The following is a 14956-nucleotide window of genomic DNA, read 5'->3' as shown; positions in this document are numbered from 1 at the left end:
CGCCCCGAAAGGACATCATGACCAGCCAGTCCTCCCCCGAGAACACCCCCACGACGCCGGTCGGCCCCCGCGACAGCTCCAAGACCCCGCGCTACGCCGGCCGGGCCACCTACGCCCTGCTCCCGGAGCTGCACGAGGTCGGCCGCGCCGACATCGCCGTGGCCGGGGTCCCCTTCGACACCGGAGTGAGCTACCGCCCCGGGGCGCGCTTCGGTCCCTCCCACGTCCGGGAGGCCTCGCGCCTGCTGCGCCCCTACAACCCGGCCCAGGACATCTCCCCCTTCGCCGTGCAGCAGGTCGCCGACGCCGGTGACCTGGTGGCCAACCCGTTCAACCTGGACGAAGCCATCCAGCAGGTGGCCGACGGCGCCCGCGACCTGCTCACCCAGGCCGAGAAGCTGGTGGTCATCGGCGGCGACCACACCATCGCCTACCCGCTGCTGCGCACCATGGCGGAGAAGCACGGCCCGGTGGCGGTGCTGCACGCCGACGCCCACCTGGACACCTGGGACACCTACTTCGGCGCCCCCATCACTCACGGCACGCCGTTCCGCCGCGCCTCCGAGGACGGGTTCATCGACCTGACCGCCAGCGCTCACCTGGGCATCCGCGGTCCGCTCTACGGCAAGGGCGACCTCGACGACGACGCCCGCCTGGGCTTCCAGATCACCACCAGCGAGTTCATCGAGGAGCACGGCGTCCCGGCGGCGATCGAGCGGCTGCGCGCCCGCCTCGGCGACCGCCCGGTGTACATCTCGGTGGACATCGATGTCCTGGACCCGGCCCACGCGCCGGGCACCGGCACCCCGGAGGCCGGTGGCCTGACCTCACGGGAGCTGCTGCGCATCATCCGCGGACTCTCGGACCTGAACCTGGTGGGTGCCGACGTCGTCGAGGTCGCCCCGGCCTACGACCACGCCCAGCTGACGGCCGTGGCGGCCAGCCACGTGGTCTACGAGCTGATCTCCGCGATGGGCCAGTCCAAGAACGCCCCGGTCGAGAACACCCAGGTCGAGAACACCCAGGAAGCCTGAGCCCATGAACCTCTACCGCCGTCTCGACCAGCACCTCGAGACCCACTCCGAGACGGGGCAGCCGGTCGTCGGTGAGCTCACCGGCCGCCGGATCTTCATGATCTGGCTGGCCGCGAACCTGGTGGTCACCACCATGCTCACCGGGACCCTGTTCGTCCCTGGGATCGGCTACGGGGCTGCGGCCACCGCGATCCTGATCGGGACGCTGGTCGGGGCGGCGGTGCTCACCGCGGTGGGCGCGATCGGCACCCGCACGGGTTTGGCCACCATGGCGCTGACCCGCGGGCCCTTCGGACTGCGCGGCTCCATGCTGCCGGTGGCCGCCAATGTGACGGTCCTGATGGGGTGGAGCTGGGTGCAGGCCATGCTGGCAGGCATCACCGTGGACCACCTGATCGCCGGGTTCACCGGTTGGTCCAACCCCGTGCTGTGGTCGGTGGTCTGCGAGATCATCGTGGTCTCCCTGGCGATCTTCGGCCACTCCGGGATCGCCAAGGTCGAGCCTTGGCTGGCGGTCTTCATCCTGGCGGTGATGGGCTACGTGTTCTACCTGGCTCTCTCCGCGTTCTCCGTCACGGACTTCCAGGCCCTTCCTGAGGCCCCCGAGGCCGGAATGACCTCGATCATCGCCCTGGACATCGTGATCGCCACCGCGATCTCCTGGACGGTGCTCTCCGCGGACTTCAACCGCTTCGCCCGCACCCCGCGGGCCGGCGTCGTCGGCTCCGGGCTGGGCTACACGACCTCCACGGTGCTGGCCATGCTGCTGGGCCTGACCGGAATCTCCTACCTGATCGCCTCCGGCACCAGCCCGGAGGCCTTCGACCCGGTGGCGTTCGTCGAGGGCTTCGACACCCCGGTGGCCGTGGTGATCTTCTTCTCCGTGATGGCCACCAACACCATGGCCGTCTACGGCATGACGACGTCGGCGGTCGGCCTGCTGCCCGGGCGCCGCTTCCGCTTCCTGCCCACCGCGCTGGTGCTGGGCGGCGTCTCCGTGCTCGGCTCCACCTGGCTGGCCCTGCTGGACCAGTTCACCGACTTCCTGGTCATGATCAGCGCCTTCTTCATCCCGGTGTTCGCGATCCTGCTGATCGACTACTACCTGCTGCGCCGCGGCCGCTACACCCGGGACATCCTCAATTCCGCCGGAGGCGCCTACTGGTACCGCCAGGGTGTGAACTGGCGGGCCTTCCTGGTGTGGTTCGCCGGAGCCGCGTCCATCTACTGCTGGACCTACGTCTGGCCCCTGGCCGTCGGCGCCTCCATCCCCGCGTTCCTGCTCAGCGCCGCCGCCTACCTGGCGCTGTCGTGGCACACTCGTTCCCCGGGACGTGCCGCCTCGGCGTCCTCCGACCCTGACTCCCCCGCCCAGCTGTCCACCACAAGGTGAGGTCACCTGCCATGACACAGACAACCACTCGACGAGCCGCCCCCTGGTTCCTCATCCCATCCCTGCTGGGGATCATGATCTTCGTGGTGCCCATCCCGGATGGGGAGGGATCCATCACCATCCCGGTGGCCTGGCTGGCCGGCGCCACCGAGGCCGGGCTGGGCGACGCCCTGGCCTGGCTGACCGTGGGCGTGATGGCGGTCTCGGTGCTCGGCACCTCCCTCTTCCGCGCCCTCCCCGAGCACCTGCGGGAGCGCCCGCTGGTGCGCGCACTGTTCTCCACCACACCCGTGTGGTTCGGGCTGCGCATCCTGGGCCTGATCTTCGGGCTGCTGACCGTGCTGCAGGTCGGGCCGGAGTGGCTGTGGCACGAGGACACCGGCGGCCTGATCTTCGGGCTGGCCGCCTTCATGGTGACCGTGTTCTTCTTCGCCGGCTTCCTGCTGCCGCTGCTGCTGAACTTCGGGCTGCTGGAATTCGCCGGGGTGATGCTGACCAAGGTGATGCGTCCGCTGTTCACCGTGCCCGGGCGCTCCTCCATCGACAGCCTCGCCTCCTGGCTGGGCGACGCCACCATCGGTGTGCTGATGACCAACCAGCAGTACGTGCAGGGCTACTACACCAAGCGTGAGGCCGCCGTGCTGGGCACCACGTTCAACGTCGTCTCCCTGACCTTCACCATCGTCATCATGGGTTACCTGAGCCTGCAGCACATGTTCGCCCCCTTCTACGCGACCATCGTGGTGGCCGGCCTGGCCGCCGCGGTCATCATGCCCCGCATCCCGCCGCTCTCCCGATTCAGCGACAGTTACGCCGACTGGATCCCCCAGGGCGGCACCGAGGCCGCCGTCGCCGCTGAGCACCAGGCCGATCAGCACGGGGACACCGAGCACGGGGACACCGAGCACCAGGCCGCTGGGCATCAGGCCGACGTGGCCGCCTCGGCCGCCGAGGCTCCGGCCGCGTCCGAGCCCTCTTCCGCATCCGGCTCGGCCGCCTCCCAGCCCCCGATGATCCGGCGTGCGTGGGGCGCGGCCCTGGATCGGGCGGCGTCCTCCCGGCTGAGCGACATCTCCCGGCGCGGCGGCTCGAACGTGCTGGAGATGTGGATCGGCATCATCCCGATCATCATGGCTGTGGGCACCGTGGCGGTGCTGATCGCCGAGCACACGCCGCTGTTCTCCTGGCTGGGCGCACCGTTCGTGCCGGTCCTGGAGCTGATGGGCGTCCCGGAGGCCGCGGCGGCCTCTGAGACCCTGTTCATCGGCTTCGCGGACATGCTGCTGCCGGCCCTGATCGGAACCGGCATCGAGGCGGAGATGACCCGGTTCATCATCGGGTGTCTGTCGGTCACCCAGCTGATCTTCATGTCCGAGGTCGGTGGTCTGCTGCTCGCCTCGAAGATCCCGGTCCGCTTCCACCACCTGGCGGCGATCTTCCTGCTGCGCACCCTGATCACCCTGCCGATCATCATCGGGCTGGCGCACCTGTTCTACTGATCGTTCCGGCTGAAAAGCCTGAGCCCCGCCGACGCCCCGGCCGCCTCCCGCGGCTGGGGCGTCGGCGGCCGGATCGCCCCCAGATCCGCACCCCCCACCGAGTACCCACCGAGTACCCACCGAGTACCCACCGCTAGAGAACCGTCTCCCTGAGAACGAGGTCCCATGAACCGTGCTCCGCGCCTGCTCGACGTCGTCACCGCCCACCGCCGCCTGCGCGGCCGGGTGCGCACCACTGCCGTGGAGGCCTCCGGTCCGCTCTCCGCAGAGTCCGGCGCCGAGGTGCTCATCAAATGGGAGAACCAGCAGGTCACCGGCTCGTTCAAGGCGCGCGGAGCGCTGAACACCGTGGACTCGCTCTCGGAGGCGGAACGCGCCCGCGGCGTCGTCACCGCCTCCTCGGGCAATCACGCCCAGGGGCTGAGCTGGGCGGCCGCGGCCCAGGGGGTGCCGGCCACGATCGTGGTGCCGGAGACCACTCCGGAGACCAAGAAGGCGGGGGCGCGGACGCTCGGGGCGGAGCTGATCGTCCACGGCTCCTCCTATGACGACGCCGAGGCGCACGCCTGGACGCTCGCCGAGGAGCGCGGTGCGGTCTACGTGCACTCCTATGACGATCCGCGCATCATCGCCGGACAGGGCACCGTGGCACTGGAGGCGCTGCTGGAGCACCCCGACCTGGAGGCGATCGTGGTGCCCGTGGGCGGCGGCGGACTCATCTCCGGGATCGCGGTGGCGGCCAAGGCCATCAGCCCCCAGATCCGGATCATCGGGGTCCAGCCCGAGGTCTCGGCGAAGTTCGGCGCCAGCTTCGCCGCCGGGCACTGCGTAGACGTCCCCTACCGATCCTCCTGGGCGGACGGTCTGCCGGGAGACATCGGAGAGCTGAACCTGCAGGTCGTGCTGGAGCATGTGGACGACTTCGTGGCGGTCTCCGAGGACAGCATCGCTGAGGCCGTCGCCTGGCTCGCCCGGCATCACCGGCAGATGATCGAGGGTTCCGGGGCGGTCGGCGTCGCCGCCTTCCAGCAGGGGCTGCTGGAGGATCTGCGCGGGAAGAAGGTCCTGACGGTCGCCACCGGCGGCAACATCGACGCCGACCGGTTCGCCGCGTTCCTGCAGCGCTGACCCCGGCGCACCTGGGGCCCTGCCCCTGCACCCCTGGGGCCCTGCCCCTGCGCTGAGTTGGTCTGGAGTTGTGCATACTCGAGTCGATCGAGTCGAGTACCCACAACTCCAGACCAACTCAGCGGGTTGTCAGGCCGTCATCTCAGGCCCTGCCACAGGGTCAGGAAGCGTCCGCCCGCACCGTGGTGCCGACGTCGATCTGCGCCCGCTCCGCCGCGAGCTGGTCCAGGGCCTCCTGTTCGGAGACCTGGGACCGGGGAGTGATCAGACTGACGAGCACGCAGGCCGCCGTGGCCACGGCCAGGGAGGGGAACACCGGACCGCCCCAGAACTCGATCCAGGTGTCGTTGGCCTGCACGGTGAGGGACGTGGCGGAGCCCGCCACGATCGCCGCCATCCCGCCCTGCCAGGTGGCACGCGACCAGAAGCGCCCCAGCACGGAGGCCACGAAGAGCCCTGCGAGGATCGTCGAGATCATCGTGGTGATGTACCCGATGACAGTGTCCGCGATCAGCGCCCCGGCCAATGCCAGCGTCAGCACGCAGACCAGGGAGATCCGTGAGTACAGGACCATCTTCTCCTTCTTCGGCATCCGCCCGGTGACCATCTGCACGACATCGCGCAGCAGGATCGTCACGGCCGTCACCGCGTCGGAGTCCCCGGAGGACATGGTCGCCGAGAGCCCCGCCACCAGCAGGAACGCACCCACAGCCATCGGGAAGACCTCGGTGGCGAGATACGGGAACGCCATGTCCGGTGACGCCAGGTCAGGGTTGAGGCTGTAGGCGGCCATACCGACGAGCGCGGGCATCACCGCGAATGCGGCGAACAGCCCCGCCACCCAGAGGAAGCTGCGTCGCACCACCTGGGTGTTCCGCGCCGAGTAGATGCGTTGCCGGAACGAGGGTGTGGCCAGCACTCCGACGGCGATGACGGCGGCGAAGGACACAGCCGGCAGCGGCCCCATGGCCTCCAGGCCGAGGAAGCCCATGGCCTCTTCGCCAGAGGCAGCATCCAGGCCGGAGAACCCGCCCAGCGTCACGACGGCCAGCACTGCCAGGCCGGTGAAGCCCAGGAAGAGCAGCGTCCCCTGGATGGCGTCGGTGATCACCACAGCGAGGTAGCCGCCGACGACGGTGTAGATGCCGAAGCCGAGGGCGACGATGACCTTGGACAGGGTGATGTCGATTCCCGTCAGGTAGGTCAGGTAGATGGATCCGCCCATGATGTGGGCGCCCAGCCACCCCACGCTGGCCAGCAGGAGGACCACGGCGACGAGGCCCTTCACCTTGCGGTCCGCTCCGTAGTAGAAGCTGACCTCCTCGGAGTAGGTCATGAAGCCATGCTTCCGGACACCGGCGAAGAGCAGCATCAGGAGCAGCACGCCGGTGGCCCCGCCGATGCCGTAGAGCGCCCCGGCCCACCCGTTCTCATAGCCGAAGCCGACGGCGCCCAGGCTGGAGCCGGTGCCCACCAGGGTGGCCAACGTGGTGGCCAGCAGCAGCGGCGTAGTCAGATTCCGTCCGGCCAGCAGGAAGTCCTCACCGGTCTTCGTCCTCCGGGCGATCAGGATCCCGACGACCAGCATGAGGACGACGAACCCGATGAAGACACCCAGGTAGACAGGGTGCGGCGTGATGTCCACTGGCGATCACCCCTCGGAACCTGAGAGGGGCGAGTACAGCACGGCATCCACCTCGATCTCGAACCCGGGGAGATCCGCCTGCAGCGTGGTGCGAGCCACCTGCCCCTCCCCGAAGTACTGCGGGAAGAGCTCGTTCATGCCGGCGAAGTTGCCCAGATCCAACAGATAGACACCCACGCGGACGGCCTGATCGAGGCTCGCGTCTGCGGAGGCGGCGATGGCGGCCAGATGGTCGAAGGTGACCTTGGCCTGGGTGGCGAAGTCGCCCTCCACCAGGCTGCCGTCCGGCCGGTGCGGTGTGGCCCCGGAGAGGAAGACGAAATCGCCGGCGCGCACGGCATGCGCGTACGGTCCTCCGGGACGGCAGGCCTCGGGGGTCATGATCGGCTTCTTGGTCATGGTGTGGTCCTTTCAGTGATCGGATTGGGGATTTTCAGAGGAATCGTGGGACTGACGGCGGGCGGGGAAGGCCAGGCGTCAGAAGTAGGTGCGGGCGGAGGCGTCCCAGCGCAGCCGGCCCGGCTCGACGGCCGTGACCAGCAGCAGGTCCCGCCATTTGTCGGCGATCGTGCAGGGATGGGACTGCCCGAATTCGATGACGTCGCCGATCTCGATCTCCTGGTCGGCGTGCTCCAGGTAACCGTGCTGGTCATTGGTGTCCACCAGCTCCGCCTGGGTGAACGGTTCGATGCGCCCGCCAGCCCGGTGGATCCGCAGCGGTCGGGGCAGGGAGATGTCATAGGCCAGGTCCCGTTTGCCGGCGTCGAGGATCGCGAGTCCCTGTTCTGGCGTGGAGAGCACCCGCGCCCAGAGCGTGGCTGCCGCACGCAGCTGCGGACCAGAGTCACGCAGCTGGTAGGGGGTCAGCCGCCCGTAATGACCATGGTCATGAAGCAGGTAGGAGCCTGGGCGGAGGACCACGCGCCCGCCGACGGCGGTCTCTGCCGGTGGCCTGAGAATCTCGGCCGCCAGGTCGAAGTAGAGCCCGCCGCCGGCGGTGAGTACGGGATGATCCACTTCCATCCGGTCCGCATAGCGCTCGAAGAGCCGGGCCATGCGCCGAAGGAACGCCCGGACCTCCTCGATCCGCTCCGGGGGCAGCACGCCTTCGAAACCTGAGAACCCGGCGAAGGCCACGGCATCGGATGCCGTGATCGCCTCCACGATCTCGCCGACCTCATCGTCCTGCCGGACTCCGGCCCGTTTCCCCGGGATGCCCAGTTCGATGCACACCTGCACCGGACGTGGAGTCCGGCCCAATGCTGCCTGCATCTGCTCGACGGCACGCACGGAGTCCACCCAGCACATGATCTCTGGCCCGTCGTCCTCCAGGACGCCACGCAGCCAGGTCAGCCCGGGCGGCGTGAGGAACTCGTTGGCGATCACCACCAGCGGAACTCCCTCCTGCACCGCCACACGGGCCTGTGGGAAGTTCGCCACCGTGATGCCCACGGCACCGGCGGTCAGCTGGGCGCGCCACAGAGCCGGGGTCATCGTCGTCTTGCCGTGAGGGGCCAGCTGGACTCCCTGCTCGGCCATCCAGGACGCCATGCGTTCGATGTTGGAGACCACCGCCTCGGTCTCCACGGTCAGCATCGGCGTCGGGAGTTCGTCCCTGATGCGGAGAGTCTGCCCGGGCTCGAGTCTCCCCAGGGAAGACTTGGAGCGCGGGCCGGGGGCCTCGTGCTCCGCCAGGACGGCGGTTCGGATCGTGTCGGTGTCGTGCTGCGTCATCATCTGTCTCCTCACGTGTGTCGGCCTACTCGTCTCCGGTGCGCCCTGACGGCAGCGACCTGCCCACAGGACCGGTGCGGTGCAGCTGTCCCGAGCTGGAACCGGCATCGCCTGGCGCCTCAGGAGGCTGCGGCCAGACCGGTCGGCCTCCGAGCAGCACGGCGTCGAGCCCCTGTGTCTCCCGCCGCGGGTTCTGATAGTCGGCCCGGTCGGTGTAACTGTCAGGGTCGATGATCTGCAGGTCAGCTGGTGCCCCCGGGACGATGGAGCCGCCGGCGACTCCGAAGCGCGCACGCGGAGCCGAGGTCATCCTCCGGACGACCTCCTCGGCGGGCACCACTCCCTCAGCCCACGCATACGTGCTCAGAGCCCGGGGGAACGTGCCGAACAGCCGCGGGTGGACATACCCTTCCTCCCGGGGAAGGCCGTCGGAGCCGAGGAAGGCGTGGGGCCAGCTGAGCACCTCCCGCATCCCCTGCGGGTCCGAGTGGTGGACGATGATGGTGAGGACTCCGTCCTCCGCGAGCAGGAGATCAGCCAGCGCCTCGGCGGGATCCTCGCCTCGTTCGGCGGCGATGTCCGCCAGCGCTCGACCGTCGAACGCCTGGGCCTGCGGATCGCTGAATCCGGCGAGCAGGATCGCTTCCGGCCCCACCGAAGTGAATTGGTTCTCCAGGGGCCCGTCCCACGGGGTGCGCATCTCTTCGAGAGCCCGGGACCGGGCATCCGGATCGGTGAGGACCTCCAGCAGCGAGTCTGTTCCGCGGTCGGTGGTCCAACTGGGGAACAGCGTGGAGGCGGTGGTGCTGCCGGCGGTGTAGGGGTAGACGTCGGCGGTGACGTCGATCCCTTCTGCGCGGGCGGCCTCCAGGCGGTCGATGATCCGAGGCATCGTGCCGAAGTTGGCGGCACCGGTGACCTTGAGATGACTGATGTGCAGCGCGCATCCGGCGTCGCGACCCAGGGCCAGAAACTCCTCCAGGGAGCCTTCCAACCTGCCGCCTTCGTTCCTGATGTGCACCACCAGCACCTTGCCCCGGCGAGCCACCACCCGGGCGAGCGCCAGCAGCTCGTCGCGCCCGGCCGCGCTCCCCGGGGAGTACATGAGCCCCAGGGAGAGACCCGCCGCTCCGGCGCTGAGCGCCTCGTCCAGGTGCGCGGCCATCTCACGGATCTGGACGGCATCGGCCGGCTTCTGCTCCATACCCATCACGCTGGCTCTCAGGGGCGCGTGCGGGACCAGGGCGATGACGTCGAGTGCGGTGGCGGAACGTTCCACCACGTCGAGGTAGTCGGTGAATCGGGGAAACACCTGCTCCGGGAACGGGCCGAGCACGGGCCTCGCGTAGTCCTCCAGGCCTCCACCGGCGACGGAGGGCGCACACCCGTGGCCGCAGTTGCCCACGATGGTGGCCGTCACCCCCTGGGAAAGCTTCGAATCAAGGGCACGGGGGCGGAGGAGGGCGGCGTCGTCGTGGGAGTGGACGTCGATGAACCCGGGAAGCAGGAGGCGTCCCGTGGTGTCCCGCAGCGTCTCGCCCTCGGTGAGGGACAGGTCGGTGCCCACCTCGACCACCCGTCCGCCGGCGATCCGGACATCGGCACGACGGCGGGGACGTCCGGTGCCGTCGAGCAGGTCCCCGCCTCGGATGAGCTGTCGGTCGTGCATCATCGCCTCCCGTGCTGTCGTCGTCCATCGATGTGTCGTGGGCAACACTGTGCCGGGATCGAGACTAACGCATGGTTTACCAATAATCTATACACTTGATGTAACTTTTACATGAGAGTGCGGGAACGGAACTTCTGTCCACGGGGTACCGTATGGACCACACAACCCTGAATCAGCGCACAGCCGAGAGGAATCCAGTGAGCGATGTGACGGCAGATCCGCCGCGGTTCGAGAGCATCGAGGAGCTCCATGCGGTGCTGGCTCCGGTGATGAAGGCCGTCGCCGTCACCATCGGGGAGCACTGCGAGGTGGTTCTCCATGACCTGAGCCGACGCGACATGGACCAGACGATCCACGCGATCGAGAACGGCCACGTCAGCGGCAGGTCCGTCGGCGGGCCCTCGACGGACCGTGGCCTGACCCTGCTGAAGGACGAGTCAGTCGACCATGACGCCTTCGGCTACCGCGGTCGCACCGCCGACGGCCGGGAGCTGCACTGTTCTTCGGTGTACTACCGGAACCGCGCAGGTTCTGTCATCGGGGCGCTGTGCATCAATGTGGACCTCACGGCGCTGGAGAACGTCCGCTCGATCATCTCCTCCCTCCTGCCGACCCAGCAGCAGGATGAGCCGGAGGAGATCGTCGGCCCCAGCATCGACGCCGTCCTCGACGGGATGCTGGAATCCGCCATCGCCGAGATCGGCAAGCCGCCGCCGGTCATGGTGAAAGACGATCGCATCGCGGTGCTGCGCAGGCTCGAAGCGCGCGGGGCGTTCCATATCAAGCGCGCCGTGGACCGCGTCTCCCAACGCCTGGGCATCTCCAAGGTCACGGCCTACAGCTACCTTGACACCATCCGCAACTCTTGAACCACCCGGCGGACTCCGTGGGGCACACCGTGCCCGCGGAAGCCCCAGACCGGAAGAAGGCACCCCATGACGATCACACCCTCACCCGTGCTGTGCGTGGGCGAGACGATGGCTCTTGTCACCCCCAGCAGCACGGACCGGCTGCGCACGGCCGGTGCGTTCGCCCTCGACGTCGGCGGGGCCGAGTCCAATGTGGCCGCTCACCTCGCCCAGCTCGGACGCCGCAGCATCTGGTTCAGCCGACTCGGCGACGACGAGCTCGGCCGGCGAGTCTCGGATGTGCTCACCGCTCGCGGCGTGGACCTCGCCCCGGTGATCTTCGACCCGGAGGCTCCGACCGGCGTCTACTTCAAAGACCCCGGCCACGGCGTCCTCTACTACCGCAAGGGATCTGCCGCCTCCCGGCTTTCGGCGGCCGACGCCGATGCGCTGGATCTGGGCGACATCGGATTGGTGCACCTCTCGGGAATCACCCCTGCGCTGTCCACCTCGGCAGCGGCATTCATCGACCAGCTGGTGGTGCGTACCGCAGAAGCCGGCATCCCCGTCAGCTTCGATGTGAACTACCGCTCCCCGCTCTGGCTGCGCGAGGACGCCGCTGCGGCCCTCCTGCGCCTGTCCCGACAGGCCGACGTCGTCTTCGTCGGCCGTGACGAGGCGGAGCTGCTCTGGGGAACGAGCACAGCCGAGGCCGTGCGCGACCTCCTGGACGACGTCCCCACCCTGGTCATCAAGGACGGCGACGTCGGCGCCACGGAGTTCACCGGAGAACAGCGCGTGTTCGAACCTGCCATTCCGACCGACGTCGTCGAAGTCGTAGGAGCAGGTGACGCCTTCGCCGCCGGATACCTCGCGGCGATGCTCGACGGCGAAGCCTCCGCGGCGCGTCTCACGGCAGGTCACCGCCGTGCCGCACTGGCGCTGCAGACCACCACTGACTACCTGGACGAAGGAGCATCCGCATGACCTCGACATCCTCACCGGTGGAGAACACCTGGTTCGATCACGCCTTCGCCTCCGCTCCGGTCATGGCCATCCTCCGCGGCATGGGAGTGGAACGCTCGGTGGAGCTCGCCACCACGGCCTGGGACCTCGGCATCGACTCCGTGGAGCTGCCCCTCCAGACCGACGAGGACCATGCGGCCCTGCGTGAGGTCTCCCGCCTGGCCTCCGAGCGGGGCACGTCCGTCGGCGCGGGCACCATCGTCCGGGAGGAGCAGATCTCCGCCGCCCAGGAAGCCGGTGCGGAGTACCTGGTCTCCCCCGGCTACGACGAATCGCTCATCCGGGCCGCCGCGCAGCAGTCCATGCCCTTCCTGCCGGGTGTCACCACTCCCACCGAGCTGCAGGCCGCCACCACGCTCGGACTGACCTGGGTGAAGGCCTTCCCCGCGGCCTGGCTGGGGACCTCGTGGTTCTCGCTGATGCGCGGCCCGTTCCCGCAGGTCAGCTTCGTGGCCACCGGCGGGATGAACGCCCACAACGCCCAGGAGTTCCTCGACGCCGGCGTCCGCGTGGTGGCCGTGGGCTCAGCGCTCGAAGATCCGGAGCAGCTCACACTGCTGGCCGCGCAGGTGGGTCAGCAGGCCTGAGCCTCGGGAGCGCGTCACCTCCAGGCGACCACGCGGGCCGGGGCGCCGTCGCACTCCTCCAGCGGCATCGGGAAGATCCCGATGTGGTGCTCACCGGCCGGCAGCTCGCGCAGCCCGGTGAGGTTCTCGACGACCAGCCCGTCCTGCCCCAGCACCACCGCATGGACCGGGAAGCCGGCCGCGGCGTCGTCGCCTTCGGTGCCGCCGTCTGGAACGTCATCACCGGCGTCGCCGGCTCCCTGCGTCAGGTCCGGGCTCAGCGCATCCGTGCCCAGCACCCGCATCCCCCGCGCCCACAGCAGCGCAGCGGCCTCAGCACTCAGCCCCGGATGCTCCAGCGCGCGGTCCGTGCCGAAGAAGGTGTCCCAGCCGAAGCTCAGAAAGACCCGGGGCGGCACTCGCCCCGGAAGCAGCGGCTCCAGCTGCTGCCCGGTGACCAGCTGGCCGGCGTCGGCTTCGACGTGGACCACCAGGGTGGGACCCACCAGCTCCTCGAGCGAGATCTCTGAGGTCGTCCGCCCGCCGGGCACCGTGTGGGACGGCGCGTCCAGATGCGTGCCGGTGTGGGTGCCGCAGGACAACCGGGCGACGGCGACGCCGTCGTCGCCCAGCGTGAGCGCGGGATCCAACGCCACGGAGGGGTCCCCGGGGTAGACCATCATCGCGTCATGGACGGGCCGGCTCAGGTCGAGCAGCCCAGCACCCGCCGGCGACGTCGGCGTCGAACTCATCAGCCCTGTCCTCCTCGGAGTTGAGGACCTCCCCCGCGAGGTGAGGTGGTCCGGAGTTGCGGATACTCGACTCGATCGACTCGAGTATCCACTACGTCGGACCAACTCGCGCCGGTGACATCACCTCGCGCCGGTGACATCATCTTGCGGAGGGGACTCAGCCCTCGCCGCCCGCGATCTCCGGGTCCACGATGGTCAGCAGCCGCTTGTTGACGAACTCGTCCATGCCCAGCGGCCCCAGCTCCCGGCCGAAGCCGGAGCGCTTGACCCCGCCGAACGGCATGTCCGCGGCCTCGGAGCCGGCCACATTGACGTTCGACATGCCCACCTCGAGCTGCTGGGCCACGCGCAGCGCCTGCGCGTGGTCCTGGGAGAACACCGCGCCGCCGAGACCGTAGGGTGAATCGTTGGCCAGGCGCACCGCCTCCTGCTCGTCGCGCACCCGGTAGACCGTGAGCACCGGACCGAAGAGCTCCTCATGGAAGGCGTCCATCTGCTCGGTCACGTCGGTGAGCACGGTGGGCTGCAGCCAGGCTCCGGGCTGGTCCGGCCGCTCGCCGCCGGCGCGGATCACCGCGCCCTGCTCGGCGGCGCGGCGCAGCTGGCCGTGCAGCCCGACGGCGGCCTCCTCCGAGGACAGCGGATAGTAGCGTCCCGGCTGCGGCTCCACCGGGTCCCCCGGCTCCAGCCCGGCGACGGTCTCCACCAGGGTGTCCACGAACTCGTCGTAGATGTCGTCGGCGACGATCAGCCGCTTATTGGAGGTGCAGGCCTGCCCCATGGTGTCCAGGCGCGTCTCCACCGCCTCACGGGCCGCGGCGGCGACGTCGTCGGCGGAGAGGTAGATGTGCGGATCCGAGCCGCCCAGCTCCAGCACGACCTTCTTCAGGTGCCGTCCGGCGATGGCGGCCACCGCGGAGCCGGCACGCTCCGAGCCGGTCAGGGACACCCCCTGGACCCGAGGATCGCCGATGATGCGCTCCACCTGCTCGTGCGTGACGAACAGGTTCTGATACACCCCGGCGGGCAGGCCGGCGTCGTCGAAGAGCCGCTGCAGCGCCAGGGCGGCCCTCGGGCAGGACTCGGCGTGCTTGAGCAGGATCGTGTTGCCCAGCAGCAGGTTCGGGGCGGCGAAGCGGGCGATCTGGTAGTAGGGGAAGTTCCAGGGCATGATGCCCAGCAGCAGACCCAGCGGCCGCTTCTGGATCACCGAGCGGCGCCCGGCCTCCTCCTTGATGACCTCGTCCGCGCCCAGGTGCGGGCCGTTGATGGCGTAGTACCGGAAGATGTCGATGCACTCCTGGATCTCACCGTCGGCCTGGTCCAGCGCCTTGCCCATCTCGGTGGAGGCGATGACCGCCAGCTCGGTGCGCCGCTCCTCGAAGAGGTCGGCGATCCGATGGGCGAACACGGCACGGTCCTCGATGTCGAGACCGCTCCACGGTCCGTAGGCCAGGTGCCCGGCCGCCAGCGCCTCTTCGAGGTGGTCGTCGTCGACGACGTCGAAGGTCTCCAGCACCGCATTGGTGCGCGGGTCGCGGGTCCGGTAGGCGGGGCCACGCCCGGTCCCGCTCGCAGCCTTCGTATCGGTGCTCGTCTCGGCGTGTGTCTCAGTCATCGTCTCGGCTCCTCGGTGACGGCCGTTCGGTGACGGCTCTTCGG

General features: G+C 69.2%; 13 protein-coding genes. 7 read left to right on the top strand and 6 right to left on the bottom strand.

Going from position 1 to position 14956, the window contains the following annotated elements:
* Positions 1–17 precede the first annotated feature (17 nt).
* From speB to SD455_RS11435, 4 genes are all read left to right on the top strand, one after another.
* Positions 18–1034 carry an agmatinase gene (gene speB / locus SD455_RS11450; RefSeq protein ID WP_070161467.1) on the top strand — a complete coding sequence of 339 codons (1017 nt, stop codon included), beginning with the start codon at positions 18–20 and terminating at the stop codon, positions 1032–1034.
* A 4-nt stretch (positions 1035–1038) separates the two neighbouring features.
* Positions 1039–2427 carry a purine-cytosine permease family protein gene (locus SD455_RS11445; RefSeq protein ID WP_070161468.1) on the top strand — a complete coding sequence of 463 codons (1389 nt, stop codon included), beginning with the start codon at positions 1039–1041 and terminating at the stop codon, positions 2425–2427.
* Between the two features lie 11 nt (positions 2428–2438).
* Positions 2439–3926, top strand: a complete 1488-nt coding sequence (locus SD455_RS11440) for a YjiH family protein (protein ID WP_445508178.1) — start codon at positions 2439–2441, stop codon at positions 3924–3926.
* Positions 3927–4091: 165 nt separating this feature from the next.
* Entirely contained in the window at positions 4092–5054 is a 963-nt protein-coding gene (locus SD455_RS11435) for a threonine ammonia-lyase (protein WP_445508177.1), read from the top strand.
* A gap of 160 nt (positions 5055–5214) precedes the next feature.
* Here SD455_RS11435 and SD455_RS11430 read toward each other — a convergent pair whose 3' ends face one another.
* From SD455_RS11430 to SD455_RS11415, 4 genes are all read right to left on the bottom strand, one after another.
* On the bottom strand, positions 5215–6699 hold the full coding sequence (locus SD455_RS11430) for a sodium:solute symporter family protein (protein WP_445508176.1): 1485 nt from the start codon (positions 6697–6699) through the stop codon (positions 5215–5217).
* 6 nt (positions 6700–6705) lie between these two features.
* Positions 6706–7098 carry a RidA family protein gene (locus tag SD455_RS11425; protein WP_070161474.1) on the bottom strand — a complete coding sequence of 131 codons (393 nt, stop codon included), beginning with the start codon at positions 7096–7098 and terminating at the stop codon, positions 6706–6708.
* Between the two features lie 78 nt (positions 7099–7176).
* On the bottom strand, positions 7177–8436 hold the full coding sequence (locus SD455_RS11420; RefSeq protein ID WP_445508175.1) for an alanine racemase: 1260 nt from the start codon (positions 8434–8436) through the stop codon (positions 7177–7179).
* Positions 8437–8458: 22 nt separating this feature from the next.
* On the bottom strand, positions 8459–10105 hold the full coding sequence (locus SD455_RS11415) for an N-acyl-D-amino-acid deacylase family protein (protein ID WP_445508174.1): 1647 nt from the start codon (positions 10103–10105) through the stop codon (positions 8459–8461).
* Between the two features lie 194 nt (positions 10106–10299).
* Here SD455_RS11415 and SD455_RS11410 point away from each other — a divergent pair, with 194 nt between their 5' ends.
* The 3 genes from SD455_RS11410 to SD455_RS11400 all read left to right on the top strand — a co-directional run bounded on the left by SD455_RS11410 (position 10300) and on the right by SD455_RS11400 (position 12563).
* Positions 10300–10971 (top strand): helix-turn-helix transcriptional regulator, encoded by a 672-nt coding sequence (locus SD455_RS11410; RefSeq protein ID WP_445508173.1) that lies wholly within the window; start codon positions 10300–10302, stop codon positions 10969–10971.
* Positions 10972–11037: 66 nt separating this feature from the next.
* On the top strand, positions 11038–11937 hold the full coding sequence (locus SD455_RS11405; protein ID WP_445508172.1) for a sugar kinase: 900 nt from the start codon (positions 11038–11040) through the stop codon (positions 11935–11937).
* Positions 11934–12563: a bifunctional 4-hydroxy-2-oxoglutarate aldolase/2-dehydro-3-deoxy-phosphogluconate aldolase gene (locus SD455_RS11400; protein WP_445508171.1), complete on the top strand. Its 630-nt coding sequence runs from the start codon at positions 11934–11936 to the stop codon at positions 12561–12563. The genes SD455_RS11405 and SD455_RS11400 overlap by 4 nt, the downstream gene beginning before the upstream one ends.
* A 14-nt stretch (positions 12564–12577) precedes the next feature.
* Here the strand turns inward: SD455_RS11400 and SD455_RS11395 are convergent, their stop codons facing one another.
* Positions 12578–13294, bottom strand: a complete 717-nt coding sequence (locus tag SD455_RS11395) for a cyclase family protein (protein WP_445508170.1) — start codon at positions 13292–13294, stop codon at positions 12578–12580.
* Between the two features lie 157 nt (positions 13295–13451).
* Entirely contained in the window at positions 13452–14912 is a 1461-nt protein-coding gene (locus SD455_RS11390) for an NAD-dependent succinate-semialdehyde dehydrogenase (protein ID WP_445508169.1), read from the bottom strand.
* Positions 14913–14956: the final 44 nt, after the last annotated feature.

It is taken from the genome of Nesterenkonia sp. K-15-9-6 (assembly GCF_052656005.1).
This window is presented reverse-complemented; position numbering and strand designations above follow the sequence as displayed.

Bases quoted from the DNA above. Each gene is read 5' to 3' on its own strand.
- speB (WP_070161467.1), top strand. From the start codon at position 18: ATGACCAGCCAGTCCTCCCCCGAGAACACCCCCACGACGCCGGTCGGC.
- SD455_RS11425 (WP_070161474.1), bottom strand. From the start codon at position 7,098: ATGACCAAGAAGCCGATCATGACCCCCGAGGCCTGCCGTCCCGGAGGA.
- SD455_RS11390 (WP_445508169.1), bottom strand. From the start codon at position 14,912: ATGACTGAGACACACGCCGAGACGAGCACCGATACGAAGGCTGCGAGC.
- SD455_RS11415 (WP_445508174.1), bottom strand. From the start codon at position 10,105: ATGATGCACGACCGACAGCTCATCCGAGGCGGGGACCTGCTCGACGGC.
- SD455_RS11440 (WP_445508178.1), top strand. From the start codon at position 2,439: ATGACACAGACAACCACTCGACGAGCCGCCCCCTGGTTCCTCATCCCA.
- SD455_RS11435 (WP_445508177.1), top strand. From the start codon at position 4,092: ATGAACCGTGCTCCGCGCCTGCTCGACGTCGTCACCGCCCACCGCCGC.
- SD455_RS11420 (WP_445508175.1), bottom strand. From the start codon at position 8,436: ATGATGACGCAGCACGACACCGACACGATCCGAACCGCCGTCCTGGCG.
- SD455_RS11400 (WP_445508171.1), top strand. From the start codon at position 11,934: ATGACCTCGACATCCTCACCGGTGGAGAACACCTGGTTCGATCACGCC.
- SD455_RS11445 (WP_070161468.1), top strand. From the start codon at position 1,039: ATGAACCTCTACCGCCGTCTCGACCAGCACCTCGAGACCCACTCCGAG.
- SD455_RS11395 (WP_445508170.1), bottom strand. From the start codon at position 13,294: ATGAGTTCGACGCCGACGTCGCCGGCGGGTGCTGGGCTGCTCGACCTG.
- SD455_RS11405 (WP_445508172.1), top strand. From the start codon at position 11,038: ATGACGATCACACCCTCACCCGTGCTGTGCGTGGGCGAGACGATGGCT.